Source organism: Archangium sp. (assembly GCF_036277355.1).
GTDB lineage: Bacteria > Myxococcota > Myxococcia > Myxococcales > Myxococcaceae > Archangium.
The window spans coordinates 1-24,816 of sequence record NZ_DASUNC010000160.1 but is presented as its reverse complement, the minus strand read 5'-3'; the positions used below and the strand labels follow the sequence as shown (position 1 = coordinate 24,816).

At 69.2% G+C, this 24,816-nt stretch carries 26 protein-coding genes, 2 pseudogenes and 1 riboswitch; of the genes and pseudogenes, 11 read left to right on the top strand and 17 right to left on the bottom strand.

Features of this window, described 5'->3' with window-relative positions; genetic code table 11:
* A pseudogene (locus VFZ09_RS39485) lies at positions 1-243 on the top strand (hypothetical protein); the annotation flags it as partial.
* Between the two features lie 33 nt (positions 244-276).
* On the opposite strand, the gene VFZ09_RS39480 reads toward VFZ09_RS39485, so the two are convergent.
* Genes VFZ09_RS39480 through VFZ09_RS39470 form a run of 3 tightly spaced genes read right to left on the bottom strand, consistent with a single transcriptional unit; the run spans position 277 to position 2,800 of the window.
* Complete coding sequence (locus VFZ09_RS39480; protein ID WP_329732944.1) at positions 277-1,713, bottom strand: TSUP family transporter; 1,437 nt, start codon at positions 1,711-1,713, stop codon at positions 277-279.
* A gap of 26 nt (positions 1,714-1,739) precedes the next feature.
* Positions 1,740-2,066 (bottom strand): rhodanese-like domain-containing protein, encoded by a 327-nt coding sequence (locus tag VFZ09_RS39475; RefSeq protein ID WP_329732943.1) that lies wholly within the window; start codon positions 2,064-2,066, stop codon positions 1,740-1,742.
* 32 nt (positions 2,067-2,098) lie between these two features.
* Entirely contained in the window at positions 2,099-2,800 is a 702-nt protein-coding gene (locus VFZ09_RS39470; RefSeq protein ID WP_329732942.1) for an MBL fold metallo-hydrolase, read from the bottom strand.
* 174 nt (positions 2,801-2,974) lie between these two features.
* Here VFZ09_RS39470 and VFZ09_RS39465 point away from each other — a divergent pair, with 174 nt between their 5' ends.
* The 3 genes from VFZ09_RS39465 to VFZ09_RS39455 all read left to right on the top strand — a co-directional run bounded on the left by VFZ09_RS39465 (position 2,975) and on the right by VFZ09_RS39455 (position 4,185).
* Positions 2,975-3,400 carry a YeeE/YedE family protein gene (locus VFZ09_RS39465; protein ID WP_329732945.1) on the top strand — a complete coding sequence of 142 codons (426 nt, stop codon included), beginning with the start codon at positions 2,975-2,977 and terminating at the stop codon, positions 3,398-3,400.
* A gap of 11 nt (positions 3,401-3,411) precedes the next feature.
* Positions 3,412-3,873 carry a DUF6691 family protein gene (locus tag VFZ09_RS39460; protein ID WP_329732941.1) on the top strand — a complete coding sequence of 154 codons (462 nt, stop codon included), beginning with the start codon at positions 3,412-3,414 and terminating at the stop codon, positions 3,871-3,873.
* A 126-nt stretch (positions 3,874-3,999) separates the two neighbouring features.
* Positions 4,000-4,185 (top strand): DUF6184 family natural product biosynthesis lipoprotein, encoded by a 186-nt coding sequence (locus VFZ09_RS39455; RefSeq protein WP_329732940.1) that lies wholly within the window; start codon positions 4,000-4,002, stop codon positions 4,183-4,185.
* A 41-nt stretch (positions 4,186-4,226) separates the two neighbouring features.
* Here VFZ09_RS39455 and VFZ09_RS39450 read toward each other — a convergent pair whose 3' ends face one another.
* Both VFZ09_RS39450 and VFZ09_RS39445 read right to left on the bottom strand, forming a co-directional pair.
* Complete coding sequence (locus tag VFZ09_RS39450) at positions 4,227-4,625, bottom strand: DoxX family protein (RefSeq protein ID WP_329732939.1); 399 nt, start codon at positions 4,623-4,625, stop codon at positions 4,227-4,229.
* Between the two features lie 77 nt (positions 4,626-4,702).
* Positions 4,703-5,323, bottom strand: a complete 621-nt coding sequence (locus tag VFZ09_RS39445) for a TetR/AcrR family transcriptional regulator (protein WP_329732938.1) — start codon at positions 5,321-5,323, stop codon at positions 4,703-4,705.
* Positions 5,324-5,408: 85 nt separating this feature from the next.
* On the opposite strand from VFZ09_RS39445, the gene VFZ09_RS39440 reads away from it, so the two are divergent.
* A complete protein-coding gene (locus VFZ09_RS39440) occupies positions 5,409-6,965 on the top strand; it encodes an NAD(P)/FAD-dependent oxidoreductase (protein WP_329732937.1) in 1,557 nt (518 codons plus the stop codon).
* A gap of 292 nt (positions 6,966-7,257) precedes the next feature.
* On the opposite strand, the gene VFZ09_RS39435 is transcribed toward VFZ09_RS39440, so the two are convergent.
* From VFZ09_RS39435 to VFZ09_RS39415, 5 genes are all read right to left on the bottom strand, one after another.
* Positions 7,258-7,623, bottom strand: a complete 366-nt coding sequence (locus tag VFZ09_RS39435) for a Rieske (2Fe-2S) protein (protein ID WP_329732936.1) — start codon at positions 7,621-7,623, stop codon at positions 7,258-7,260.
* Entirely contained in the window at positions 7,620-8,633 is a 1,014-nt protein-coding gene (locus VFZ09_RS39430) for a fumarylacetoacetate hydrolase family protein (RefSeq protein WP_329732935.1), read from the bottom strand. The genes VFZ09_RS39435 and VFZ09_RS39430 overlap by 4 nt, the downstream gene beginning before the upstream one ends.
* Positions 8,630-9,943 carry a homogentisate 1,2-dioxygenase gene (hmgA, locus tag VFZ09_RS39425; protein WP_329732934.1) on the bottom strand — a complete coding sequence of 438 codons (1,314 nt, stop codon included), beginning with the start codon at positions 9,941-9,943 and terminating at the stop codon, positions 8,630-8,632. The genes VFZ09_RS39430 and hmgA overlap by 4 nt, the downstream gene beginning before the upstream one ends.
* A gap of 33 nt (positions 9,944-9,976) precedes the next feature.
* A complete protein-coding gene (gene hppD / locus VFZ09_RS39420; RefSeq protein ID WP_329732933.1) occupies positions 9,977-11,050 on the bottom strand; it encodes a 4-hydroxyphenylpyruvate dioxygenase in 1,074 nt (357 codons plus the stop codon).
* 138 nt (positions 11,051-11,188) lie between these two features.
* Complete coding sequence (locus VFZ09_RS39415) at positions 11,189-11,644, bottom strand: MarR family winged helix-turn-helix transcriptional regulator (RefSeq protein ID WP_329732932.1); 456 nt, start codon at positions 11,642-11,644, stop codon at positions 11,189-11,191.
* 266 nt (positions 11,645-11,910) lie between these two features.
* Here VFZ09_RS39415 and VFZ09_RS39410 point away from each other — a divergent pair, with 266 nt between their 5' ends.
* From VFZ09_RS39410 to VFZ09_RS39400, 3 genes are read left to right on the top strand one after another with little or no spacing between them, the layout of a single operon-like run.
* Complete coding sequence (locus VFZ09_RS39410; protein WP_329732931.1) at positions 11,911-13,065, top strand: protoglobin domain-containing protein; 1,155 nt, start codon at positions 11,911-11,913, stop codon at positions 13,063-13,065.
* A gap of 8 nt (positions 13,066-13,073) precedes the next feature.
* Complete coding sequence (locus VFZ09_RS39405; RefSeq protein ID WP_329732930.1) at positions 13,074-13,796, top strand: response regulator; 723 nt, start codon at positions 13,074-13,076, stop codon at positions 13,794-13,796.
* Positions 13,793-14,893: a sensor histidine kinase gene (locus tag VFZ09_RS39400; protein WP_329732929.1), complete on the top strand. Its 1,101-nt coding sequence runs from the start codon at positions 13,793-13,795 to the stop codon at positions 14,891-14,893. Before VFZ09_RS39405 ends, VFZ09_RS39400 begins: the two co-directional genes overlap by 4 nt.
* A 25-nt stretch (positions 14,894-14,918) precedes the next feature.
* Here VFZ09_RS39400 and VFZ09_RS39395 read toward each other — a convergent pair whose 3' ends face one another.
* The 4 genes from VFZ09_RS39395 to VFZ09_RS39380 all read right to left on the bottom strand — a co-directional run bounded on the left by VFZ09_RS39395 (position 14,919) and on the right by VFZ09_RS39380 (position 18,914).
* A complete protein-coding gene (locus VFZ09_RS39395; protein WP_329732928.1) occupies positions 14,919-16,343 on the bottom strand; it encodes a sigma-54 dependent transcriptional regulator in 1,425 nt (474 codons plus the stop codon).
* An 86-nt stretch (positions 16,344-16,429) separates the two neighbouring features.
* A complete protein-coding gene (locus VFZ09_RS39390) occupies positions 16,430-16,966 on the bottom strand; it encodes a hypothetical protein (RefSeq protein WP_329732927.1) in 537 nt (178 codons plus the stop codon).
* A gap of 134 nt (positions 16,967-17,100) precedes the next feature.
* Entirely contained in the window at positions 17,101-18,438 is a 1,338-nt protein-coding gene (locus VFZ09_RS39385; RefSeq protein ID WP_329732926.1) for a universal stress protein, read from the bottom strand.
* 41 nt (positions 18,439-18,479) lie between these two features.
* Positions 18,480-18,914, bottom strand: coding sequence for a CBS domain-containing protein (locus VFZ09_RS39380; RefSeq protein WP_329732925.1), 435 nt, complete (start codon positions 18,912-18,914; stop codon positions 18,480-18,482).
* 238 nt (positions 18,915-19,152) lie between these two features.
* Positions 19,153-19,261: riboswitch (TPP riboswitch) on the top strand.
* A 37-nt stretch (positions 19,262-19,298) separates the two neighbouring features.
* Between VFZ09_RS39380 and thiC the strand changes: the two genes are divergently transcribed.
* The gene (thiC, locus tag VFZ09_RS39375) at positions 19,299-21,158 is read left to right on the top strand and encodes a phosphomethylpyrimidine synthase ThiC (protein WP_329732924.1); all 1,860 of its coding nucleotides are present in this window, start codon (positions 19,299-19,301) and stop codon (positions 21,156-21,158) included.
* A gap of 131 nt (positions 21,159-21,289) precedes the next feature.
* A complete protein-coding gene (locus VFZ09_RS39370) occupies positions 21,290-21,676 on the top strand; it encodes a DUF4870 domain-containing protein (protein WP_329732923.1) in 387 nt (128 codons plus the stop codon).
* Positions 21,677-21,689: 13 nt separating this feature from the next.
* Here the strand turns inward: VFZ09_RS39370 and moaA are convergent, their stop codons facing one another.
* The 3 genes from moaA to VFZ09_RS39355 form a co-directional block, all read right to left on the bottom strand.
* Positions 21,690-22,688 (bottom strand): GTP 3',8-cyclase MoaA, encoded by a 999-nt coding sequence (moaA, locus tag VFZ09_RS39365; RefSeq protein ID WP_329732922.1) that lies wholly within the window; start codon positions 22,686-22,688, stop codon positions 21,690-21,692.
* Positions 22,689-22,907: 219 nt separating this feature from the next.
* Positions 22,908-24,164 carry an imm11 family protein gene (locus VFZ09_RS39360; protein WP_329732921.1) on the bottom strand — a complete coding sequence of 419 codons (1,257 nt, stop codon included), beginning with the start codon at positions 24,162-24,164 and terminating at the stop codon, positions 22,908-22,910.
* A 15-nt stretch (positions 24,165-24,179) separates the two neighbouring features.
* Entirely contained in the window at positions 24,180-24,488 is a 309-nt protein-coding gene (locus tag VFZ09_RS39355) for an AHH domain-containing protein (protein WP_414640793.1), read from the bottom strand.
* Between the two features lie 207 nt (positions 24,489-24,695).
* On the opposite strand from VFZ09_RS39355, the pseudogene VFZ09_RS51875 reads away from it, so the two are divergent.
* Positions 24,696-24,816: pseudogene (locus tag VFZ09_RS51875) on the top strand (ISAzo13 family transposase); the annotation flags it as partial.

The window sequence follows — 24,816 nt, the reverse complement described above, 5'->3', positions numbered from 1 at the left end:
AAATCCCTCGTCACCGAGGAGGGCAGGGTGGCCGTGCTGCTGGGCGTGGAGTCACGCTCGCTGCCGGGTCACTTCTCCACACCGTATGGGGAAGTGAAGCTGGTCACCGTCAAGGCGTTGCTGCCCTCGGAGCTGGCGTACGTGCTGGAGCACGGCGCGGAGGGCCGGGCCGAGCTGGCGCGGCGCCTCGTGGAGAACGGCGAGGAGCACCTGTCGCGTCTCAAAAGGAAGCCCGTGGCGTAGCACGGAGCGGCAGTGGCTCCAGACAGGACGGGCTCAGGTGGGCTTGCGTCCGACGAGCTGCACCACGGCGGCCTGACCCGTGTGCAGCGTGCCCTCGCGCACCTCGCGCGTCACCTCACGCAGCACGGGCAGTTCCAGCCCCGCGAAGTCCTCGCGAAGGGCCTCGGCCGTGTAGAGAAGCTCCGCGACCGGTGGGCCACCTGTGCGGAAACCCAGCTGGGCGGGTGTGTAGGCTTCGAGGAGGATGATGCCTCCGGGCCGCAGACTTCCCACCACGGACTGGTGCACCTTGCGCCGCAACGCGGGGGGCAGGTGGCAGAAGATGGCGATGGCCGCATCCCACGCTTCCGGCTCGAACGTGAAGTCGGCCAGGTCGCTCACGACTGTCTCGATGGAGACGCCGCGCCCGGCGGCCAGGCGCTTCGCTTTCTGGAGCCCCACGCGGGAGGCGTCCACCGCGGTGACGGAGTGGCCCAGGGAGGCGAGGTAGACGGAGTTGCGGCCCTCGCCTTCACCGAGGCTCAGTACGCGTCCGCCGGACGGCAGGCGCGAGGCCATCTCCACGAGGAAGTCGTTGGGCTGGGTGCCATAGACGTACGCCTCGTGGCTGAAGCGTGCGTCCCACTGGGTGGCGGCATTCGAGGGCTGCTCGGCCATGGTGCTCCTTCCTGGATTCCGTGGGACACCCCGCGCCAACGCTTCCCGGTTCTTGAAGAAGATGAAGACGCCCATCACGACGAGGAAGACGGAGAAGGCCCGCTTGAGGGCCGCCTGCGAGACATGGTGGGAGGCCCAGGTGCCGATGAGAATGCCCGCCACGGCGATGGCCGTGAAGAGCCCCAGGTAGCCCCAGGGCACCTCGACATGGCCGAGGTAGCCGGCGAAGCCCACGAAGGAGTTGAGGGCGATGACGAGCAGGCTGGTGCCCACCGCCTGCTTCATCGGCAGCCCCACCAGGAGCACCAGCGCGGGGACGATGAGGAAGCCGCCGCCCACCCCGACCACTCCCGTGAGTCCGCCCACGCCGAGCGCGGCCAGGGCCATGACGGGGAAGGATGCCTTGTGGGGCTCGGGCGCGTGCGCGGACTCCTTGCGTGCCGCGAGGGCGGCCTCCTTGCGGCCATTGCGGAACATGAAGGCGGCGGCCACGAGCATCACCGTGGCGAAGAGCAGCAGTTGCACGGCGCCCGAGACGAGGACCGACAGGCGCGCCCCCGCGTAGGTGCCCGCCATCGCCACCGCCCCGAAGAGGAGGGCCGCCCGAAGCTGGACGTTGCCCCGGCGCCAGTGGCCCGCCGCGCCGAAGAGGCTGGTGACGCCCACCACCGCCAGCCCCATGGCGATGGACTCCTTGGCCCCGAAGCCCAGCACGTACACGAGGATGGGAACGGTGATGATGGAGCCGCCGCCGCCGAGCAGGCCGAGCGACAGGCCAATGAGAGCCGCGAGGGAGAAGCCGAGGAAGGGCATGGTGTCCGTTCTGGCGCGGCGCGCGCTCAGCCCTGGAGCCGGGCGGCGGGCGCTTCGCGCACGGCGAGCATTCCGCCCGCCAGGTTGTAGAGGTGGGTGAAGCCACGCTGGGCGAGCGCCTGCGCGGCCCTCGCGGAGCGTCCGCCCGAGCGGCAGATGAGCAGCAGCGGCGTCTCGCGGGACCAGGAGGCGGAGGCCGCCTCCAGCGTGCCCAGCGGGACGAGCTCCGCCCCGGGCAGGTGGCCCAGGGGGCCGGTGTACTCATCCGGCTCGCGCACGTCGATGCGCCGCACCTCGGGACCGAGCGTGCCGAGCTGGGCGGGGGTGATGTCCTGGTAGGGACGGGGAGTCATGATCGGGCCTCCTTGGGAGCTGGGCAGGGCGCTCAGGCTCCCTGCGGTGAGGGCGCCACGTGTCCGCAGGCGCGGTTGGCGGGGACGGCGATGTCGATCTTCCTGGGCTTGGGAAGATGGAGGTTCGCCATGATGTGGATGAACTCCTCGCGGCTCTTGCCGGCGAGGCGGGGGTTGTGCCGCTTCTCCTCGGCGATGCTCGTCACCGTGCGGCCCTTGTAGTCATGGCCGGGGTAGACGAGCGTCGAGTCCGGCAGGTTGAAGAGGACGCGGGTGAGGCTGTCGTAGAGCTGGCCCGCGTTGCCGTTCTGGAAGTCGGTGCGGCCGTTGCCGCGCACGAGCAGGGCGTCCCCGGTGAAGACGCGGTCGCCGAGCAGGTAGCTGATGCTGTCGTCCGTATGTCCCGGGGTGGCGAGCACCTGGAAGACGAGCTGGCCGACGCGCACCTCGTCGCCATGGCGCACCTGGACGTTGGTACAGGAGGCACCGCCTACCCCGCCCACCACGGTGGCCCGCGTGCGCTCGCGCAGCACGCCCGAGGCGGTGACGTGGTCGGCGTGGACGTGGGTGTCGAAGACGTGGGTGAGCTCGAGGTCCAGCTCGCTCACCAGTTGCAGGTCGCGGTCCACCTGCTCCAGCACGGGATCGATGAGGACGGCCTGGCGCGTGGCCTCGTCACCGATGAGGTAGGTGTACGTCGAGGACTCGGTATCGAAAAGCTGGCGGAAAATCATGTCGAAGCCTCCTGCCCATGAGAGCCAGGGGTGGAAAAAAGGATTCAGGGGGCGGATGGGGCAGCCAGGAGGGAGGGGGGACGCCACCCTGCTCCAGGGGCTTACGGGATAATATGAAGTGGCGTGGTCGCCGAGCGGGTGAATCCTCCTTCCTGGAATCTGGCTCTCATGGACATGACTTCTTCCTTCCTCCTTCCTCTCCTGGGTGGAGCGCTCATCGGATTGAGCGCCTCCCTTCTCCTCCTGGCCAATGGCCGGGTGGCCGGCATCAGCGGCGTGGTGGGCTCGCTGCTGGCGCCCGTCCGCGGCGACATCGCCTGGCGCGTGCTCTTCTTCGGCGGACTGCTCACCGGCGGCCTGTTGCTGGCATGGCTGCGCCCCGCGTCCTTCGCGGCCCCGGCGTCCCCGAGCCCGGGCGGAGTGGCCCTGCTGGTGGCGGCTGGCCTGCTGGTGGGCTTCGGCTCGCGGCTGGGCAACGGTTGCACCAGTGGACATGGCGTCTGCGGCATCAGCCGGGGCTCCGTCCGCTCCATCGCGGCCACGCTCACCTTCATGGCCACGGGCGTCCTCACCGTCTTCCTCGCCCGCCACGTCTTCTAAAGGAATTCTCCATGCGTCCCAACATCAGTGCGTTCCTCAGTGGCCTCATCTTCGCCCTCGGCCTGGGCCTCAGCGGCATGACGGACCCGGCCAACGTCCTGGGCTTCCTCGACATCGCCGGCCACTGGGACTTCCGGCTCGCCTTCGTCATGGGCGGCGCCATCGCCGTGCACGCGGCGCTGCGGCCCCTCATCTACAAGCGGAAGCGGCCCCTGTTCGCAGCGAAGTTCCCCGTCTTCTCCGTCAGCCGGGTGGACCGCAAGCTCCTCGTGGGCGCGGGCCTCTTCGGCGTGGGCTGGGGGCTGGGTGGCTACTGCCCTGGACCCGCGCTCACCTCGCTCGCCACCGGCGCGACGCAGTTGCTCGTCTTCGTGCCCGCCATGTTCGCCGGCATGTACCTCGCCCAGGTGCTGCAGGCGCGGCCGAGCGTGAGCGCGGGGTCTCCGAGCCTGGGCACGACGCCCGCTCCGTAGCCCCGGTGCGCCTGCCGCCGCGGGAGGTGAGCAGGTGCTGACGGCCGGGAGGGGTGTTGGCCGCGGCCTACAGATCTAGCCACTCCCTGTTGTCTCGAGCCTACAACCCCCGCACCCGAGTGTGAGGTGAAGCTCCGCGATCATTTCCAGGGCGCGTGGACGGCGAACAACTGCCCCGCCATCAACGAGAAGGGGCTCGACACGTGCCTGGAGCGCATCCGCACCACCTCGTGCTCGAGCGCGGCGGACTTCTTCAACACCGCGTTCATCGTCTGTGGCTCGGGCTCGGTCTGCCAGGACGCCGAGGACTGAGCACTCGCGTTCAAGTCACTCGGAGGCCGGCGCTCCGTGTCTCAGGCCTCCGGCCGGCGGCGCGCGGCGTCGACGCTCCAGATGCCCGAGCCGTGCGCGGAGATGTAGAGGAACACGAAGCAGTAGAGCGCGGCGAGCTCGCCCTGGTTCACGATGGGGAGGATGTGGCCCTGGGCAAACACGTGCCCCATGAAGTAGGCGACCGCCATGGTGCCGCTCGAGAGGAAGGCGGCGGGGGCGGCGAACAGCCCGAGCAGGATGAGCGCGCCGCCCACGAGCTCGATGCCTCCGGCGACGTAGACGACGAACGCGGGCGCCCCGGGCGGCACGCCGCCGAACAGGCCGAAGAGCTTCTGCATCCCGTGCAGCATGAACATGAACCCGCTCATGATTCGGAGCAGGGCATAGATGCGTTCCGTGTGGGGTCTCAGGAATCCCATGGCTTTCTCCTTCTCGCGACGCGTTCAACACAAGCTAACGCCGCGGCGGGAGCCCGGAGAGTCCAGCGCGCCCTGGCTCAGCGCTCCCGGAGCACCAGGCACAGGCGCATGCCGGCGCCGACCACCTCGTGGATGGGTTGCGAGTAGCCGCTCGCGATCCAGTTCAGGGCGATGTGGATGACGCCTCCCACCACGCCCGCCCGTAGCAGCGATGGCCTCGCCGCGCCGCCTTCCTCCCGAAGGCCGAGCGTCCGCGCGATCAGGTCACCGAACTCACCGAGCGAGGCCTCGAGCGCCTGATCCACCGCGGGGCTCACGCCCGAGATCTCCACGAGGAACACGCGCGCCGACCGGGGATAGCGCTGGAGTGCCTCGTAGTACGCGGTGAGCATCGTGCGAATCCGCTCGGCGGGGCCTCCCGTGGCCTCCGCGATGGCCTTCTCCAACTCGCCCATGAGGAACCGCATCACCGCCTGGAACGAGGCGACGAGCAGCTCCTCGCTGTGGGAGAACGACTCGTAGAAGTAGCGCTCGGTCAGCCCGGCTGCCTCGCAGACGGCCTTCACCGTGGCGTTGCGATAGCCCTGCTCGCCATAGACCTGGATGGCGGCCTCGAGGAACTGCTCACGTCTCTGGGCTCGGCGCTCTTCCGCTGAGGAGCCGCGATAACGCCGGTGGGCCACGGGAGAGGAGGGCATGTGACTCCTATTGACATGAACCGTTGTCAGATGCAATTTGACAATGTGCGCTGTCAATTACCTCGGCGCACGGGAGAGCATATCCATGACTGACCGGACGCCCATCGCCGAAAACGGCACCAACGCTTCGGCCGCGAAGACGGAAGCACCGGTGGAGCACTACGACGTGCTCATCGTCGGCGCGGGCCTGTCCGGCATCGGCGCGGCGTATCACGTGCAGGCCCACTGCCCCGGCAGGACGTACGTGCTCCTCGAGGGGCGCGAGGCCATTGGCGGCACGTGGGATCTCTTCCGCTATCCGGGCATCCGCTCGGACTCGGACATGCACACGCTGGGCTACTCGTTCCGGCCGTGGACCGAGGCCAAGGCGATCGCCGACGGACCGTCCATCCTGCGCTACGTGCGCGAGACGGCGAGCGAGTATGGGATCGATCGGCACATCCGCTTCCGCCACCACGTCAAGCGGGCCTCCTGGTCCTCCGAGCTCGCTCGCTGGACGGTCGAGGCCGAGCGCGGTCCCGAGAAGGAGCTCGTGCGCTTCACCTGCAACTTCCTGCTCATGTGCAGCGGCTACTACAACTACGCCGAGGGCCACCGGCCCGAGTTCCCCGGTGAGGCGCGCTTCCAGGGCACCCTCGTGCATCCGCAGTTCTGGCCGGAGACGCTGGACTACGCGAACAAGCGCGTCGTGGTGATCGGCAGCGGCGCGACCGCCGTCACCCTCGTGCCCGAGATGGCCAGGAAGGCCGCGCACGTCACCATGCTGCAGCGCTCGCCGACGTATGTCGTCTCGCGCCCGGCCGAGGACCGCATCGCCAATGGGTTGCGCCGTGTGCTGCCGTCGAAGCTCGCCTATGGGATCACCCGGTGGAAGAACGTGCTCCTCAGCATGTTGTTCTACAAGCTGGCGCGGAAGATGCCCGAGCGGGTGAAGAAGCTCATCGTCGGCCTGGTGCGCGAGCAGCTCGGTCCCGGCTACGACGTCCACTTCACGCCGAGCTACAAGCCGTGGGACCAGCGCATGTGCATGGTCCCCGACGCGGACCTGTTCGACGCCATCAAGCAGGGCCGTGCCTCGGTCGTCACCGAGCACATCGAGACGTTCACGGAGAAGGGCCTCCAGCTCGCCTCCGGACAGGAGCTGGAGGCCGACATCATCGTGACCGCCACGGGGCTCAAGTTGCAGCTGCTGAGCGATATCGAGTTCAGCGTCGACGGCGAGCGGTGCAACCTGTCGAAGAGCCTCAGCTACAAGGGCATGATGTTCAGCGACGTGCCGAACCTCGCCTTCACGTTCGGCTACACCAACGCGTCGTGGACCCTGAAGGCGGACCTCACCAGCGAGTATGTCTGCCGGCTGCTCAACCACATGGCGCGGCACGGCATGACGACCTGCATGCCGCGCCGTGACCCGTCGGTGGAGGAGATTCCGCTGCTCGACTTCTCGTCGGGCTACGTGCTGCGGGCGCTCGACGTGATGCCGAAGCAGGGCTCGAAGAAGCCGTGGCGGCTGTACCAGAACTACGCGCTCGACCTGGTCATGCTGCGCTTCGGCAAGGTCGACGACGGCACGATGGTGTTCTCCCGCGCGCCGAAGCTCCTGAAGGCGGGCGCCGGAGACTCCCGGCGCGATGCCGCCTGACGACGCCCGCAGGGCTCAGGGCTGGAAGCGGTAGATGCCGTAGGGACCGCGTTCGGCGGGGGGCAGGTGGATCTGCGTGGTGGTGACGTAGATCCTCCCCTGGGAGTCCTCCGCGAAGCTGTCCGGCCAGAGCAGGCGGTCATCACGGATGACCTGCTCGTACCTCGGTGGGCATGGGCCAGAGCGTGTGGCCCGTGAGCGCGGACCAGTAGAGCGTCTTGCGGTGAGAGCCTCCTGGGTGGAAATGACGCGCCGCAAGATGCAGGGGCACGGACATCCGCGCCACTGATTCTCAGGCGGTCCTCACCACACCGTGCTCGACCGTGACGGGCCAGGGGGTCAGCCGTTGGCCGGAACACGGTCCGCCCACGCACACCCCGTCGTCCAACTGGAAGAGCGCTCCATGCCAGGAGCAGGAGATCAGCCGGCCGTCGGGCGTCAGGTAGCCGTCGAGCTTCTGCGCCAGCGGCAGACCCTGGTGCGGGCAGCGGTCCACGTAGCCGCGGACCGTCTCGCCGGTGCGCACCAGGAAGCCGTGGAAGAAGGCGTCATCGATCTGCAGGACGAAGTTGCGCGCCCCGGGATCCGCCAGGGCGTCGAGCGTACAGAGCGCGACGCCCGCCGGAGTCTCGAAGACGCGTGTTCGTCCCGAGGTCATCGACGCGGAGCGGCGACGGTCTGGTCGATCGCGCCGAAGAGGGAACGGCCCGCCGCGTCCTGCATCTCGATGCGCACGCGGTCACCGTGGCGCAGGAAGGACGTCTTGGGGGCTCCCGCCAGGAGGGTCTCGACGGTCCGCACCTCGGCGATGCAGGAGTAGCCGAGCCCTCCGTCCCGGATGGGCTTGCCGGGGCCGCCATCCGCATCGCGGTTGGACACGGTGCCCGAGCCGATGATGGTGCCCGCGCAGAGGTCGCGCGTCTTCGCGGCGTGGGCCACCAGCGTGCCGAAGTCGAACGTCATGTCGACGCCCGCGTCCGCGCGCCCGAAGGGCTCTCCGTTCAACGAGACGCGCAGCGCCCCGTGCAGCTTGCCCTCGCGCCACGCGCCGCCGAGCTCATCCGGCGTCACGGCCACCGGAGAGAAGGACGAGGCCGGCTTGGACTGGAAGAACCCGAAGCCCTTGGCCAGCTCGCCCGGAATGAGGTTCCGCAGCGACACGTCGTTCACCAGCATGACGAGCCGGATGGCCTTCAGCGCCTCCTCGCGCGTCGCGCCCTGCCGCACGTCTCCGGTGATGACCGCGACCTCGCCCTCGAGATCGCAACCCCAGCCCTCGTCCGCGAGCGGGATGGGCTCCTGCGGGCCGAGGAAGCCATCCGAGCCGCCCTGGTACATGAGCGGGTCGGTCCAGAAGCTCTCGGGCATCTCCGCCTTGCGCGCCTTGCGCACCAGCGCCACGTGGTTCACGTACGCGGAACCATCCGCCCACTGGTAGGCGCGGGGCAGGGGAGAGGCGCACTCCGCCTCGGAGAACGGGCGCTTCGGTGCGTCGCCGCGATTCAGGGCCGCGGCGAGGGCTCGCAGTGGCGCCTCGCAGCGCTCCCACTCGTCGAGCGCACGTTGCAGGGTCGGCGCGATCGCCGTGGCGTCCGCGCACCAGGCCAGGTCATCCGAGACGACGACCAGATGGCCGTCACGTCCCGACTTCAATGAGGCGAGTTTCAACGCTTCGTCTCCGTGCCCGTTCCGGGCAGGCGTGCCTTGGGGAAATTCGACCAGCAGGCGTCGTAGTCCCGCTGCAGGGCCGGGGTCTCCATCGCGAACCGCGTGGGGGAGATCACCGCGCGGGTCTCGAACATGAACGCGAGCGTGTCGGCGATCTTGTGCGGCGCGAGGTTGACCGCCACCGCGCGCTCGTAGGTCTCCTTGTCGGGACCGTGGCCGCTCATGCAGTTGTGCAGGGACGCGCCGCCCGGCGTGAAGCCCTCGGCCTTCGCGTCATATGCACCGTGCACGAGCCCCATGAACTCGCTCATGATGTTGCGGTGGAACCAGGGCGGGCGGAAGGTGTTCTCGGCCACCATCCACCGCGGCGGGAAGATGACGAAGTCGCAGTTGGCCACCCCGGCGGTGTCGCTCGGCGAGGTGAGCACCGTGAAGATCGACGGATCCGGATGGTCGTAGCTCACCGTGCCGATCGTGTTGAACCGCGCCAGGTCGTACTTGTACGGCGCCAGGTTGCCGTGCCACGCCACCACGTCGAGCGGCGAGTGGTCCAGCTCGGCGGCCCAGAGGCGGCCCTGGAACTTCTGCACCACGCGCGTGGGGCGATCCACGTCCTCGAAGGCGGCCACCGGCGTGAGGAAGTCGCGCGGGTTCGCGAGCCCGTTCGCGCCAATCGGCCCCAGCTCGGGCAGCCGGAACAGCGCCCCGTAGTTCTCGCAGATGTACCCGGACGCCGCGCCGTCGGGCAGCTCCGCCCGGAAGCGCACGCCGCGCGGAACGATGCCCACCTCGCCCGGCGCCAGGCCGAGCACGCCCATCTCGGTGACCAGCCGCAGCCGCCCCGACTGCGGGACGATCAGCAGCTCACCGTCGGCGTTGTAGAAGACGGTGTCGGTCATGGACCGGTTGGCGGTGTACTGGTGGATGCCCACGCCCGTGCCCTGCGACGGCGAGCCGTTCCCGCCGAACGTGGCCAGCCCCTCGATGAAGTCCGTGGGCTGGGCCGGACGCGGGAGCGGATTCCAGCGCAGGCGGTTGGGCGTGGCGGGCGTCTCGGTGAAGGGCCCGCTGCGCAGCAGACCCTCGGGGAGCGGACGGAAGGCCCCGTGGCTCGAGCTGGGACGCAGCCGGTACAGCCAGCTGCGGCGGTTCTCGCGCCGGGGCGCGGTGAAGGCCGTGCCCGACAACTGCTCGGCATAGAGTCCGTAGGGAACGCGCTGCGGAGAGTTCTGTCCCTCCGGAAGCGCTCCCGCAACGGCCTCGGTGGTGAACTCGTTGCCGAAACCCGGCATGTACCCGTCGATCGCCATGTGCCCTCCGCTCGAGCCCGTTCTACCGGATGACTACTTCCGGGTCTCCACCTTGATGACGCCGCGGCGGATCTGATCGAGCTCGATGGACTCGAACAGCGCCTGGAAGTTGCCGTTGCCGAAGCCCTCGTTCCCCTTGCGCTGGATGACCTCGAAGAAGATGGGCCCGAAGAGGTTCTCGGTGAAGATCTGCAGCAGGAAGCCCTCGGACTTGCTGCCGTCGATGAGGATGCGGTTCTGCTTCATCCGCTCCAGGTCCTCGCCGTGGCCCGGCACCCGCTTGTCCACCAGCTCGTAGTACGTCTCGATGGTGTCCTGGAAGATGACGCCGCGCTCGCGCAGCTTCTCCACCGTCGTGTAGATGTCCGGGGTGGTCAGCGCCAGGTGCTGGATGCCCTCGCCGTTGTACTGGCGGATGAACTCCTCGATCTGCGACTTCTCGTCCTGGCTCTCGTTGAGCGGGATGCGGATGGCCTGGTCCGGGGCGATCATCGCCTGCGAGAAGAGGCCCGTCGCCTGGCCCTTGATGTCGAAGTACTTCTGCTCGGTGAAGCCGAACACGCGGTTGTAGAAGCTCGACCAGGTGCGCATCTCGCCGCGGCGCACGTTGTGGGTGAGGTGATCGAGGATGTCCAGGCCCACGCTGTTGCGCTTCTCGGCCTCGGCGGCCCCGGGAATCTGGCGCCAGCCGTCATAGAGCGAGCCCTTGGCCCCGTAGCGGTCCACGAGATACAGGAGGCTGCCCCCGATGCCCTGGAGGACATAGCTGCCCTCGCCCAGCGTGCCCGACGCCGGGTCCGCCGGCCGGGCGCCGCGCTCGATCGCCAGCTCGTACGCCTTCTTCGCGTCCGCCACCCGGAACGCCATGCCGTTGGCCGAGGGACCATGCAGCTTGCGGAACCCGGCGGCCTGCCCGCTCGGATCCCGGTTCACCAGCAGGTTGATGCCGCCCTGCTTGTAGCGGACCACATCCTTCGTCGGGTGCGTCGCGTAGGCCGTGAAGCCCAGCCGCTCGATGAGGTCGATCATCTTGCCGGGCTCCGGCGAGGTGAACTCGACGAACTCGAAACCATTCAACCCGAGGGTGTTCTCCGCCGTGCTGTTCATGAGCTGGTGTCCTCCCACTATCTCTAGCCGCCCAGATAGTAACATCTGAAACAGTAACATCTGAAACTAAATGCGCAAGCGGGCGTGCGGGCGCTTGTCGGGCGGTGGATGATTTGGACGCAAAGCGTCAGGGCCGCGTCAGCGACGGGAGAGCACGCGCTCGGCGGCCGCCTCCAGGCGGCGGAGCACGTCCTTGAGGCCGGCGATCTCCTGCTCGCTGAGTCCCGCGAGGACCTCGGCCTCGAGCTCGATGGCGGCGGGGACGACGCGGGCGTAGAGCTTCTGCCCCTCGGCGGTGAGGGAGAGGCGGAGGGAGCGGCCGTCGTCGGCGTTGGTCACCCGGCGCAGGAGCTTGCGCCGCTCGAGCACCTGAGCGGCGCGGCTCACCGTCACCTTGTCCATCTTCGTGCGGCCGACGATCTCCTGCTGGGTGAGCTCGCCGTCCTGGGCCAGCACGGTGATGACGCGCCACTCGTGCATCTTCAGGCCGAAGTGCTCCTCGTAGGCCTGGGCGATGACCTGGCTCACCGCGTTGGAGGCGAGGGAGAGCCGGTACGGAAGGAACTCATCGAGCTTGAGATGGGAGCGCGCCACGGTCCCCGGCAATGTACACCAGCCTCGCGTGTGCAAAAGCTGCGCGGGGGTCCGCCATTCCGCACGCATTGCGCTCCACCGGGCCGTTCCTGGAGGTATTCTCATGGCGTGCTTCTTGCGTCGTGATGGCCCTGGTGCCGGGTCCGTCCGCCCGGTTGCCCGGGGAGTTGCTGCCCTGACTCCCCGCAGGGTTGAGTTCCATGCAGGCGCATGGAGTCGGACCGATGTGTCCAGGGGATGGGCGCTGCTAGAACGTTCACCTACGAATGGCTGAGACCTTGTTCGAGGAGTTGAAGAGATACGTCGCCTTCGGAGTGGAGGACGAGCAGGCGCTCCGTGCCCTGCATGAGCTGGCCCGGAACGAGTTCCCGGCCATCTCGGAGGTCTTCTACGACCGGATCCTCCAGCACGAGGGCGCGCGCAGCGCCCTGGCCGGAGAGAGCCAGGTGGGCCACCTGAAGGTGACGTTGCGGGCCTGGATGGAGCAGCTGCTGCGCGGGCCCTGGGACGAGGAGTACTTCCTGCTGCGCTGCCGCATCGGCCGCATGCACGTGCGCATCGCGCTGCCCCAGCACTACATGTTCGGCGCGATGAACATCCTGCGGCAGGAGTTCAACCGCATCATCGACGAGCGCTACGTCCAGCAGCCCGAGCTGCTGCGCTCCGCGCGGATGGCGCTCGGGAAGATCCTGGATCTCGAGCTGGCCATCATGCTGCACACCTACCGGGAGGATCTGCTCGCCCAGCAGGCGCGCAGCGAGCGGCTGTCCACCTTCGGCCAGCTGGTGGGCTCCATCGGGCACGAGCTGCGCAATCCCCTGGGCGTCATCGAGACGTCGCTCTTCATCATCAAGGGCCGGCCCCTGGCTTCCGACGAGCGCGCCACCAAGCACCTGGCGCGCATCGGCGAGCAGGTGGCGCTGGCCAACCGCATCGTCACGGACCTGCTGGACATGATCCGCGACCGGCCGCTCAAGCGCGAGCCGTTGCGGCTCGACGAGGTGTGGAAGGACGCGCTCACCTCGGTGCACGCGCCCGAGGGCGTGTCCATTCGCGCCGAGGGGCTGGAGGGGCTGCCCACGCTCCAGGGGGACCCGGGGCAGATGCGCCAGGTCTTCGTCAACCTGCTGGAGAACGCCACGCAGGCCGTGGGGGAGAAGGGCGAGGTGGTGCTGTCGGCCTCTACGGAGCCGGACAAGGTGGAGCTGGTCCTGGAGGACACGGGGCCCGGCGTCAGCGACGCCATCCGGCGCCGCATGTTCGAGCCGTTGATGACCACCAAGGCGCGGGGCATCGGCCTGGGGCTGCCGCTCGTCAAGCGCATCCTCGAGCGGCACGGGGGCTCCATCGCCTACGCGCCCCGCGAGGGCCGTGGCGCGCGCTTCGTGCTCCGGCTTCCCAACCCTCCCTCCCATACGTAGGTGACGGAATGCGGAAATACCTGCTGCTGGACGACAACGAGGCCTTCGCGGAGAACCTCGCGGAAATCCTCCGGGACGGCGGAGACGAGGCCACGGTGGTGACGGAGGGCGCGCGGGCCCTGGAGCTGGCGCGCTCCCAGGTCTTCGACGTGCTCCTCACCGACATGAAGATGCCCGGCATGAGCGGGGCCGCGGCGGTGCACCGCATCCGCCAGGTGGATCCGGGGCTCGCCGCCGTGGTCATCACCGCCTACCCCGGCGAGGATGACCTGGAGACGGCCCGGCGCGAGGGGCTGCTCGCGGTGCTGCCCAAGCCCGTGCCCATTCCCTCGCTCGTGTCCCTGCTGTCCGAGGCGCGCCGGGATGGGCTGGTGGCGCTCGTCGAGGACGACCTGGCCCTCAGCGACAACCTCACCGAGGTGTTGCGCGCCCGTGGCTTCTCGTGTGTCACCGCGCGCTCGGTGCTGGACACCGAGCAGCTGGCGTCGGTCCGGCCCTTCGTGGCGCTGGTGGACCTGCGGCTGCCGGGGGGCCCGGATGGAGAGGCCCTGCGCCGGCTGCGCGAGCGCTTCCCGGAGATGCCGGTCTTCGTGATGACGGCCTACCCGGAGGTGCTCCCGTCCGCGGCCGTGCCGGAGCCCACGGACGTCTTCTCCAAACCCTTCGACACGGCGGGGCTGCTGGATGCGCTGGAGCGCGTCCACGCCGAGCGCCGGCAGAGGACCTCATGAGCCTCACCCGGCATCCCCGCGTGCTCGTGGTCGACGACAACGCGGCCTTCCTCGACAACCTCCAGGAGCTGCTCGGGGACGCGGGCTACGAGGTCCACGGCGCGAGCAGCTGCCGCGAGGCCCGCGAGCGCGCCCGGGAGGGCTTCGACGTGGCGCTGGTGGATCTGCGGCTGCCGGACGGGGAGGGGACGGCGCTCGCCCGGGAGCTGAAGGAGAAGGTGCCCGAGTCCGAGGTGGTGTTGCTCACCGGTTTCGCCACGCTGGAGACGGCCGTGGCGGCGGTGCGCGCGGGGGCGTGCGCCTACCTGATGAAGCCGTGCGCGCCCAACGAGCTGCTCCTCACGCTGGAGCAGGCCATGCGCCAGGTGCGCCTGCACGAGGAGAAGCGCGAGCTGGCGCGCCGGGCCCAGGTGACGGAGAAGCTCGCCGCGGTGGGCACCATGACGGCCGGGCTCTCGCATGAGATCCGCAACCCGCTCAACGCGGCGGCCCTGCAGCTGTCGGTGCTGGAGCGGCGGATCCGCCGGCTCTCCGAGGAGCAGCAGCCCCCGCTGTTGGATCCCCTGCGGCTGGTGCGCGATGAGATCCGCCGGTTGGATCACATCCTCGAGGACTTCCTCCAGTTCGCGCGGCCGCGCGAGTTCCGCCCGGAGCCGCTGGAGGTGAAGCCGCTGCTGCGGCGCGTGGTGGATCTGCTCGCGGGCCAGGCGGAGTCCCGCCGGGTACGGCTGGTGCTGGAGGGGGACGGGGGCGAGTCGGTGCCCCTCATCCAGGGCGAGGAGGAGCGGCTGCGCCAGGTGCTCATCAACCTGGCCCTCAACGCGCTGGAGGCCACGCCGGCCGAGGGGCTCGTCCGCGTCTCCGCGGAGCGCGAGGGCGACCGGGCGTTGATCCTCGTGGACGACACGGGCCCGGGAGTGCCTCCGGAGATCCGCGACCGGCTCTTCGAGCCCTTCTTCACCACCAAGGCCCAGGGGTCCGGCCTGGGCCTGTCCATCGTCCACGCCATCGTGACGCAGCACGGCGGCACGCTGGAGGTGGGTGACTCGCCGGAGGGTGGGGCGCGCTTCTTCCTGCGCCTGCCCCTGGTCCGCTGAGCTCTTGGGAGGGCGGCTCGGAGGGCTACTCGGAGGCCGCGTCGGTCTCCGGGTTCTCCTCGTCGGGGTCGGAGCCCGCCGCGGGCTTGCCGGTGGCGCCGGTGCCGTACTCCTTCAGCCGGTACTGCACCTTGCGCACGCTGATGCCGAGGATCTCCGCGGCCCGCGTGGTGGAGCCCTGCACCATCTCCAGCGTGCGGAGGATGGCCTCGCGCTCGATCTGCGCCAGCGTGGCCCCGGGAATCAGGGACGAGGGCGAGGAGTTGGTGGGCCGGGGCCCCCGCAGCACGGGCGGCAGATCGTCCGTGGTCAGCTCGTTGCCTCCGGCCAGCACCACCGCGCGCTCGATGGCGTTCTCCAACTCGCGGATGTTGCCCGGCCAGTCGTACGACAGCATCGCCTGCAGCGTGCCCGGCGCCAGCCCCCGCACGTCCTTGCCGTACGCGTCGCTGTACTTCTCCAGGAAGTGGCTCACCAGCGCGGGGATGTCGCTCTTGCGCTCGCGCAGCGGCGGCAGCGTCACCGCCACCACGTTCAGCCGGTAGTACAGGTCCTCGCGGAACTTGCCCGCCTTCACCTCGGCCACCAGATCCCGGTGGGTGGCCGCGACGATCCGCACGTCCACCTTCAGCGACTGCGTGCCGCCCACGCGCTCGAACTCGCGCTGTTGCAGCACGCGCAGCAGCTTCACCTGCACCGCCGGGGAGATTTCACCAATCTCGTCCAGGAAGAGGGTGCCGCCGTCGGCCAGCTCGAAGCGGCCCTCCTTGCGGGCCACCGCGCCGGTGAAGGCGCCCTTCTCGTGGCCGAACAGCTCGCTCTCCAGCAGGCTCTCGGAGAGCGCGGCGCAGTGCACCTTCACGAAGGGCTTGTCGCGCCGCTGTGACTCCTGGTGGATGGCCTGGGCGATCAGCTCCTTGCCCGTACCGGACTCGCCGAGGATGAGCACCGTGGCGCGGGTGGACGCCGCCCGCCGTACCACCTCGTAGATGCCCTGGAGCTGGGGGGCCTCGCCGATGATGTTGTGGAAGCGCGTGCGCTGGCGCACCTGCTCGCGCAGCGTCTCCGCCTCGCGCTTCAGGGCCCGCTTCTCCAGCGCCTTGCTCAACACCACCAGCACGGCGTTGGCGTCCAGCGGCTTGACCAGGTAGTTCTCGGCGCCGGCGCGCATGGCCTCCACGGCCGTCTCCACGCTGGCGAAGGCCGTCATCACGATGAACGTGGCGTCCGAGCCCTGCTCCCGCGCCTTCTGCAGGAAGGTGAGCCCGTCCATCTTCGGCATGCGCACATCCGTCAGCACGACGGCGGGCGAGAAGTCCGACAGGCGGGCGAGCCCCTCTTCTCCATTGGAGGCTTCCGCCACCTCGTAGCCCTCTTCACCGAGGATGGTGGCGATGGCGCGGCGGGCGTTGCCCTCGTCGTCGACGACCAGGATGCGTTGAGCGGACATGGTGTGTGGACCGTAACAAGCAATCGCCCCCAAGGGGGCGGGTTCCTACACGGTGAGCAACCATGCCCCGCACGTCACGTCAAGGTTCATAACCGGCCGCCCGCCCGCCCGCTCTCCCACCACCTCCAGGTCTGCCGGTAGCGGCGATCCTCCTCGAGCGCCGCCGCGTGCTGCTCGTCCCAGGTGTCGATGATGGGCTCTATCCGGGGGGTGAGCTTCAGCATGGAGCTGGGGAAGCACCGGTCCGGGAGCGCCTCGAAGATGCCCCGCACGAGGCTCGCGTCCTGCTCACTCCGGACGGCCACGTGGGGGCGGACGATCAGGTCCGTATAGTGGGGAAGCCCGTCCGGACCGTCCGCCCGGCGGGCCACGGCGGAGCTCTGATAGAAAAGAACCTCCACACCCAGGGAACGCGCCTGCTCCAGGAAGGCCCAGAGGGTTCGCCCCTCCACGGCGCCCACCAGCAGGGTCTCGGGGTTCCACTGCCCCTCGTTCCAGGGCCCCTCCACGTCTCCAGTCCCTCCCAGCGGGATGGCGGAGGCCCGGTCTCCAGAGAGCAGCGCACCACCGCCGCGCTGCCATTGGAGCCGCGTCTCGAACTCCGTGATGGCAACGTACGTCACATCGCACCTCCCGGGTGTCGTTCACCCTGGATGAAACCTTCAAGGTGCGTGCCGCCAGTGCGCGGGCAGGACCAGGAACGTCCCTTCCCAGTCCGGGGGAGGGGCGCCCGGATGGCCGCCTGCTGTCCGCCTGCTCACTCGGGCCGGACGAGCAGCACCGGCCGCGAGCTTCCCTGGAGCACCTCCTGGGCCACCGAGCCGACCAGCGCCTTGGACAGCCCCGAGCGCCCATGGGTGGCCAGACAGATGACGTCGCAGCTGAACCGCTCCGCCGCCTGCTGGATGGCCTCGGAGACCTTGCGGCCGTGGACCACCTCCACCCGCGTGGTGATGCCCCGGACGGCGGCCTCGGGAGGGATGAGGCCCCGCAGCACCTCGGCCACGCGCTCCTGCTCGGGGGTGTGGCCCGCGCCCTGGGGCGAGAGGTATTGCGCCGCGAGCGGGGGCATGGCGCCCACGGGCTCCAGCACGTGCAGCAGGTAGACGGTGCCCCCGGCGGGGACGATGGAGTAGGCGTGGCGGATGGCGCTGACGCCCACGTCGGAGAGATCCGTGGGGGCCAGGACCCGGCGCACCTCGGGGATGGTGATGGTGGACACCGCGCTCGCCGGCACGCACAGCACGGAGACGGGCGCGTCGTGGACGATGCGCTGCGACACCGAGCCGTACCACCACTTGCTCGCCCCGGTGCGCTGGTGGGTGCCCACCACGATCAGATCCGCCTCCTCCTTGCGCGCCAGTGCCACCAGGGACTCGGCGGGCCGGCTCATGCCGGGATCCAGGTGCACCCAGACGGCGCCGGTGCCGGGCATGTCGCCCAGCCGGGCCGTCAGGTCGCGCCGCAGGGCCTCCTCCACCTCGGGCGTCACCTCGGACTCGTGGGAGAGGGGGACGCCGTAGCGCACGTGGGCATCCGCGCCCCAGTAGTGATGGGCGGCCACCACCTCGCAGCTGCCGAGCGTGCGCAGCTTGCGCACCCAGACCACCGCCGCATCCGAGGGGGGAGAGAAGTCCAGGCCGAGCAGGACGCGCAGGCTGCGCTCCCCGCGGGCCCAGGCCTCCAGGGGCGCCGCCGAGCGCAGGACGAGCACCGGGCACCGGGCCGACTGCACCACGCGCTCCGCCACGTTGCCGATGCGCCAGCGCGGGGCCCGCTGCCCGTGGTGGGACACGATGATGAGCGAGGCGTGGACGACGGCCGCGTGCTCGACGAGGATCTCGTCCGGAGCGCCCTCCTGCAGGTGGACCTCCACCCGGACGTCTCCGGTGCGCAGCTCGGCGGCCTGGGCCTCCAGGCGCGCGAGCAGCTCCCGGCGCAGGGTCTCATCACTCGCGGCGGTCCGGCCGGCGCTGCCGTACTCGGTGACGTGCACCAGGTGGAGCACCTCGCCGGCCCGGCGGGCGAGCACCGCCGCGGCCCGGGCCGACGTCATCGCCCACTCCGAGAAATCCGTTCCGAAGACGATCGACATGGTGCTCCCCCCGGGCCCTCGTCAGGCCCCTGTGGCGTGGCTCAGGCCTCGTACTCGGCCGCCAGGCTGCGGCGGTCCATGTCCTCGATGAGGTGCTGGGCGAAGCGGACCATGTCCGCCTCGGTGAGGATGCCGACGAGCATGCCGTCCGGCCCCACCACGGGCAGGCAGCCGAACTTGTTGTCCAGCATCAGCTTCACCGCCTCGCGGGTGGAGGTGTCCGCGGTCACCGTCCGCACGTCGCGCACCATCACGTCCGAGGCCCACAGCGGCTGCTTCGCCGGATCCGCGCCGCCGTTCCTGGCCGCCGCGCGCAGCAGATCGCGGTGGGTGACGAGCCCGACGAGCTTGCCTCCCCGCACCACGGGCAGGTGGCGGATGCGATGCAGGCGCAGCAGTTCCTCCGCCATGGCCAGGTTCTGGGTCTCGGTGATCGTCACCAGGCTGCGGGTCATCAGCTCACCAACGGTCTGCATGTACGTGGCTCCAGTCTTGAGAATCGTGGGTCTTGAGGGAAGCTATTGCAGGATCGGCTCCAGGGTGTGCTCTTTCGCAAGGCCGCCATGTTGGCTGCCGACGGCGGGGCTGTCCGGCGCAATGATTTCGCCCGGGGAGGGGCGCTCCGCAGGGGATGCGTCCCCGGCGAACGCTTCCTGGCGGACAGGGGGCCCTCCAGGCGGTTGATACCCGGTCCCCCGGTGCGCTACACCCTCGCCTCGTCGCTAGGGGTGCCCCGGGTGAGGGGCTGAGACGGCCGTGATGCGGCCAACCCTCGGAACCTGAACCGGTTAGGACCGGCGGAGGGAAGCGGCGGGCGCCCCGCGCCTCGCCTGTCCCTTCCGTGCACGGAGGAGAGAGACGTGAGCGGAGCCTCGAAGAGCCTCAAGGTGGATGGCAAGGTGCTGGAGGGCATTACCCGGGGGCCGTTGCCGGCCTCGCGCAAGGTGTACGTGCCCGGCGTGCTGCACCCGGACGTCCGCGTCCCCATGCGGGAGATCAGCCAGACGCCCACCCGGCAGGGTCACGGGCCGGACGCGAAGCTGACGCCCAACCCCTCCATCTTCGTCTACGACCCGAGCGGCCCGTACACGGACCCCGACGCGGCCATCGAGCTGCGCGCGGGCCTGCCGGCGGTGCGCTCCGAGTGGATCCGCCGCCGCGGGGACGTGGAGGAGCTGGCCGGCATCACCTCCGAGTATGGCCGGGCCCGGGAGGCGGATCCGCGCCTGGCGGGGCTGCGCTTCGGCCACCGCCGCAAGCCGCTGGTGGCGAAGCCGGGTGCGAATGTCACCCAGTTGCACTACGCGCGCCAGGGCATCATCACCCCCGAGATGGAGTACGTGGCCATCCGCGAGAACCTCAAGCGCGAGGCCGCGGCCGCCGAGCTCTCCCGGCAGCACCCGGGCCAGTCCTGGGGCGCGGCGATCCCCCGGGAGATCACCCCCGAGTTCGTCCGGGACGAGGTGGCGCGCGGCCGGGCCATCATCCCGGCCAACATCAACCACCCGGAGCTGGAGCCGATGATCATCGGCCGCAACTTCCTGGTGAAGATCAACGCCAACCTCGGCAACTCGGCCGTCACGTCCTCCATCGAGGAGGAGGTGGAGAAGATGGTCTGGTCCATCCGCTGGGGCGCGGACACGGTGATGGACCTGTCCACCGGCCGGAACATCCACGAGACGCGCGAGTGGATTCTGCGCAATGCCCCGGTGCCCATCGGCACGGTGCCCATCTACCAGGCGCTGGAGAAGGTGGGCGGCAAGGCCGAGGAGCTCACCTGGGAGATCTACCGCGACACCCTCATCGAGCAGTGCGAGCAGGGCGTGGACTACTTCACCATCCACGCGGGCGTGCTGCTGCGCTACATCCCGCTCACGGCCAGGCGCGTCACGGGCATCGTCAGCCGCGGTGGCTCCATCCTGGCCAAGTGGTGCCTGGCCCACCACAAGGAGAACTTCCTCTACACGCACTTCGAGGAGATCTGCGAGATCCTCAAGGCGTACGACGTGAGCTTCAGCCTGGGAGACGGGCTGCGCCCGGGCTCCATCGCGGACGCCAACGACGCGGCGCAGTTCGGCGAGCTGGAGACGCTCGGCGAGCTGACGAAGATCGCCTGGAAGCACGACGTGCAGGTGATGATCGAGGGCCCGGGCCATGTGCCCATGCACCTCATCCAGGAGAACATGACGAAGCAGCTCGCGGTGTGCCACGAGGCGCCCTTCTACACGCTGGGGCCCCTCACCATGGACATCGCGCCGGGGTACGACCACTTCACCAGTGGCATCGGCGCGGCGATGATCGGCTGGTTCGGCACGGCGATGCTCTGCTACGTCACGCCCAAGGAGCACCTGGGCCTGCCCAACCGGGATGACGTGAAGGAGGGCGTCATCACCTACAAGATCGCCGCCCATGCGGCGGACCTGGCCAAGGGACACCCGGGCGCGCAGATTCGCGACAACGCCCTGTCCAAGGCCCGCTTCGAGTTCCGCTGGGAGGATCAGTTCAACCTCTCGTTGGATCCCGAGCGCGCCCGCGCCTACCACGACGAGACCCTGCCCGCCGAGGGCGCCAAGGTGGCCCACTTCTGCTCCATGTGCGGCCCGCAGTTCTGCTCGATGAAGATCACCCAGGACGTGCGCGACTACGCGGAGAAGGTCGAGGCCGGCATGGCCGAGAAGAGCGAGGAGTTCAAGAAGACCGGCGGGGAGATCTACCGCTGAGGTTCCGTGGTCCTCTGGGCGCCCGGGATGACCTGCCGCGTCATTCCGGGTGACCTGCCGGGTCGCTGTTTCGTGACTTTTCCCCCGGGCTGGCGGAAGATGGCTCCGTCCAGCACACGAGGGGCGCGTCCATGGAGACTCATCCGCAGCTCGGCTCGTTCATCACCGGCTCCCCGGAACCGACGGCAGACGAGAAGATCTGGGGCGCGGTCGCGCACGTGAGCGCCCTGGTGCTGTCGGTCTTCGGACCCCTGCTCGTCATGCTCATCAAGGGCAAGGAGTCCATCTGGGTGGAGCGCCAGGCGAAGGAGGCGCTCAACTTCCAGCTCACGATGCTGGCCATCGCCCTCGTGCTGATTGTGGCGGGCCTGCTCCTGTTCTGCTTCGGGGGCTTCCTGCTCTGGAAGCTGCTGGCGCCCCTGGGACTGGGTGTCGCCGTGGTGTCCATCTACGCGGCCGTCAAGGCCCACGAAGGCGTGCTGTACCGCTACCCGTTCAACGTGCGGCTGGTGAAGTAGCGCCGTTCCCGGCTCAGCCGCCGATCCCCATCATCGACAGCAGGGAGGCGCCGGCACCGGGCTCGGTGAAGCGGTGGCCGTCCGGCTTCTCACCCAGAGCACGGCGGATGGCCAGGGCGAGCTCCGCGTCCGTGGCGCCCCCGCGGATGAGCGTGTGCAGCGGGGCCTGGGCGCGCCCGCCGAGGCAGCTGCGCAGGTCTCCATTGGAGGCCACGCGCACGCGGTTGCAGCCGCCGCAGAAGTTCTGGGTGAGGGGAGAGATGAAGCCCACCCGCCCGCCGGGAGCGCGCCAGTACTGCGCCGGGCCCGCGGCGGCGCCTTGCGGCTCCTCGTCGGGCACGAGGTCGAGTCCACTGGCCTTCAGCCGCTCCACCAGCTGCGCCGTGGGCACCGGGGTGCCCTGGCCGAAGGGCATCAGCTCGATGAAGCGCGGGGTGATGCCCCGGGCGTGGGCGTAGGCGATGAGATCCGCTACCTCGGTGTCGTTCACCCCGCTCATGACGACGGCGTTGAGCTTCAGCGAGGCGTAGCCCGCGCCCACCGCCGCGTCGATGCCCCGCAGGATGGAGCCGAAGTCCCCCTGCTTGGAGATGCGCCGGAAGGTGTCCTCGGAGAGGGTGTCCAGGCTGATGTTGAGCTGGGTGACGCCCGCCTCGCGCAGGGGCACGGCCAGCCGCTCCAGGTGGCTGGCGTTGGTGGTGATGGCCAGCCACTCGACTCCGGAGACAGAGGCGATGCGCCGCGCCACCTCGAGGATGTCCGGGCGGATGAGGGGCTCGCCTCCGGTGAGCCGCACCCGGCGGATGCCCATGCGCGCGAACACGGAGACGATGCGCTCGAACTCCTCGGGCGACAGCAAGTCCTTCTTCCCACCCCAGCTGGCGGGCGAGCAGTACGTGCAGCGGAAGTTGCACCGGTCCGTCACGGACAGGCGCAGGTAGGTCATGGTCCTCCCCTGGGCGTCCAGCAAGGGGGGGACCAGGGGATCCCTGTGGGGAGGCGCATCAATCATGAGGGAGCTCGACTCTTAACCCACGAGTGCCCGTCTGGCATCCCCGAAGAGGGCTTTTTGCTGGGAGAGTGGACATCCAGCCGTGTCGACGGCTGCCTGCCCTGGCTGACCTTTTCCGTTCGCGGATGGAGCCGCCCGCCAGCTTCAGGTGTGCACCAGCCGGTCCAGGATGGGGTCGGTCAGCGTTGTGTCACCCGAAGGTGTTTCCCAACGGGCCCACTACACCACTGCTTGCCGGCTGGTGCGGGAGATGTGTTCCTCCCCGGTTTCCGAGAAGCGCTGCGCCAGCCCGGCCGCGCCCTCCACGCCACGTGTCAAGGCGTACTCCAGCTCGGCGGGTGGCAGGGCCTTGACGGTGACGAGCCGCACATCGCCGAATGGCGAGGGGAACAGCCGGGGCAGTGAGCGCGGCTCCTGGCCGAGCAGCACCCCCACGCGCCCCTCAGCGCTCACGAGCGACGCCGGCATGCCCGTCCCCGCCACCGCCAGCAAAACGGGACCCGCCTTGGCCCTCTCCCGCACATGCTCCTGGGCCACCACTTCCTTTGAGACTCGCTCCAGCAGCACGTAGGGCCAGCTTCCCTCGATGGCATTGAGGGGCAGCTCCGCCTGCTCCGTCTCCAGGGCGAGCTCCAAGCCGAAACCCACGGAGGGCTCCATGCGGGCAATGAACGGGTCCGAGAGGCCCTCGGAGACGAGGAGGATGCGCCCTGCCTCCCGATGGATGATGGCCCAGTCCTGCCGGTGGCCCGGCCATTCGTAGCAGATGGCCCGTGGGGCAACGGCCATCTCGTCCAGCCTGCCGAGCGACTTCCACGCGGCACGTCTGGCGGCAGGGGGAGGCTCCAGCAGCTCACGACACCTGCGCTTGTAGGCGCGCTCCTCGTCGCTGATGGGACTGGGTCCGGTGACCTCCCTGAAATCCAATCCCGAGGCCCCGGTACGCTCGAGCGCCTCCTTCACCTCCTCAGCGACGAGGAGGGCTTTGGGATAGCCCCAGGGCCGGAATGCCTTGGCATCGCCCACTTTGGAGGGGTCGATGCGCATGCCATAGACGGACCGATAATACCCCAGCTCGTCAGGCCAGTTGTCTTCTGGCTCCCCGTACCGCACCTCCTCCGAGGCGGCCTCATCAATGCACTTCACCAGGCGCGCGACGTTGACGAGGAAGTAGGGCTCTGACCGCGAGTCCACCTCTGCGGGGTAGAGCTGCACATCGCCAGGGGCCAGTTCGGCGAGGGTGCTGGCGACCTTCTCGGTGACCACGGGAAAATCCCCCGAGTCTGCGAACGAGAAATCCAATGGGCTGCCGGGGTGGAGGATGGGAACCCGGAGGCGACCACCGAAACGAATGGGCACCGCGTTGAGGTACAGCCGCGCTCCCACTGGCTTCCCCTGGGCATCCAGGGTGTCGTCCAGCACCCAACGCTCCGGGCTGCTCATGTTGTCGTACAGCCTGAAGTACCTCTTCGGCATGTCGTTCTCCTCATCTCACTCAGTCCGAGTGACGAGCTTGTTGAGCCTGGAACCTGCCTCCCGAATCTCCTTGGACAGCTTCTGCAATTCCCGGGTGAGAGCTTCCTGACACTGCGCCGTGGTCTCACACCGTTTCACTGCCCTCTCAAGCCGCTCGAAGACCTCCTCATGGTACTCCCTGGGGTGAGGCCCCTTGTGGCCCGGGACGCTGACGTTGTTGGCTGGGTCCTCCATGGACATACCGGCTTTGTCGAAGAACTTCTTGAGCTGCGGCGTCCACGGCCCGCCCCGGGCAGGAGACTTCTCGTTCTCCACGGTGGCGATTTCAGGGGCGTCTCCAGGACGAACTGGGTGAAAGCCTGACGCAACTGCGTGTCCGATACCTGGACGGGAGCGAAGTCACTGCGGGGCGTGAGGGTGACGTACTCCTGGGGAGCCGGAGGGGGCGTGAGCGAGTTGTAGCGGTAAGGCCCCGCGCAGGAATAACTTTTCAGTTTGCGGGCACCCAACGTCGTCCCCATAAGAACAAGCATGGATACGGAGAACGACATCGCGGTGAAGTACCGGGCACTGGCAGAGGGATTGGACGAGGCCATGCGGCGCAGGTGGGCGGCCACGGAGGCCAGGGCGCTGGGGCGCGGAGGGGCGACGC

Coding starts and splice junctions, on each gene's coding strand:
- VFZ09_RS39480 (WP_329732944.1), bottom strand. CDS start 1,713: ATGCCCTTCCTCGGCTTCTCCCTCGCGGCTCTCATTGGCCTGTCGCTC.
- VFZ09_RS39475 (WP_329732943.1), bottom strand. CDS start 2,066: ATGACTCCCCGTCCCTACCAGGACATCACCCCCGCCCAGCTCGGCACG.
- VFZ09_RS39470 (WP_329732942.1), bottom strand. CDS start 2,800: ATGATTTTCCGCCAGCTTTTCGATACCGAGTCCTCGACGTACACCTAC.
- VFZ09_RS39465 (WP_329732945.1), top strand. CDS start 2,975: ATGACTTCTTCCTTCCTCCTTCCTCTCCTGGGTGGAGCGCTCATCGGA.
- VFZ09_RS39460 (WP_329732941.1), top strand. CDS start 3,412: ATGCGTCCCAACATCAGTGCGTTCCTCAGTGGCCTCATCTTCGCCCTC.
- VFZ09_RS39450 (WP_329732939.1), bottom strand. CDS start 4,625: ATGGGATTCCTGAGACCCCACACGGAACGCATCTATGCCCTGCTCCGA.
- VFZ09_RS39445 (WP_329732938.1), bottom strand. CDS start 5,323: ATGCCCTCCTCTCCCGTGGCCCACCGGCGTTATCGCGGCTCCTCAGCG.
- VFZ09_RS39440 (WP_329732937.1), top strand. CDS start 5,409: ATGACTGACCGGACGCCCATCGCCGAAAACGGCACCAACGCTTCGGCC.
- VFZ09_RS39435 (WP_329732936.1), bottom strand. CDS start 7,623: ATGACCTCGGGACGAACACGCGTCTTCGAGACTCCGGCGGGCGTCGCG.
- hmgA (WP_329732934.1), bottom strand. CDS start 9,943: ATGGCGATCGACGGGTACATGCCGGGTTTCGGCAACGAGTTCACCACC.
- hppD (WP_329732933.1), bottom strand. CDS start 11,050: ATGAACAGCACGGCGGAGAACACCCTCGGGTTGAATGGTTTCGAGTTC.
- VFZ09_RS39410 (WP_329732931.1), top strand. CDS start 11,911: ATGGCTGAGACCTTGTTCGAGGAGTTGAAGAGATACGTCGCCTTCGGA.
- VFZ09_RS39405 (WP_329732930.1), top strand. CDS start 13,074: ATGCGGAAATACCTGCTGCTGGACGACAACGAGGCCTTCGCGGAGAAC.
- VFZ09_RS39400 (WP_329732929.1), top strand. CDS start 13,793: ATGAGCCTCACCCGGCATCCCCGCGTGCTCGTGGTCGACGACAACGCG.
- VFZ09_RS39395 (WP_329732928.1), bottom strand. CDS start 16,343: ATGTCCGCTCAACGCATCCTGGTCGTCGACGACGAGGGCAACGCCCGC.
- VFZ09_RS39385 (WP_329732926.1), bottom strand. CDS start 18,438: ATGTCGATCGTCTTCGGAACGGATTTCTCGGAGTGGGCGATGACGTCG.
- VFZ09_RS39380 (WP_329732925.1), bottom strand. CDS start 18,914: ATGCAGACCGTTGGTGAGCTGATGACCCGCAGCCTGGTGACGATCACC.
- VFZ09_RS39370 (WP_329732923.1), top strand. CDS start 21,290: ATGGAGACTCATCCGCAGCTCGGCTCGTTCATCACCGGCTCCCCGGAA.
- moaA (WP_329732922.1), bottom strand. CDS start 22,688: ATGATTGATGCGCCTCCCCACAGGGATCCCCTGGTCCCCCCCTTGCTG.
- VFZ09_RS39360 (WP_329732921.1), bottom strand. CDS start 24,164: ATGCCGAAGAGGTACTTCAGGCTGTACGACAACATGAGCAGCCCGGAG.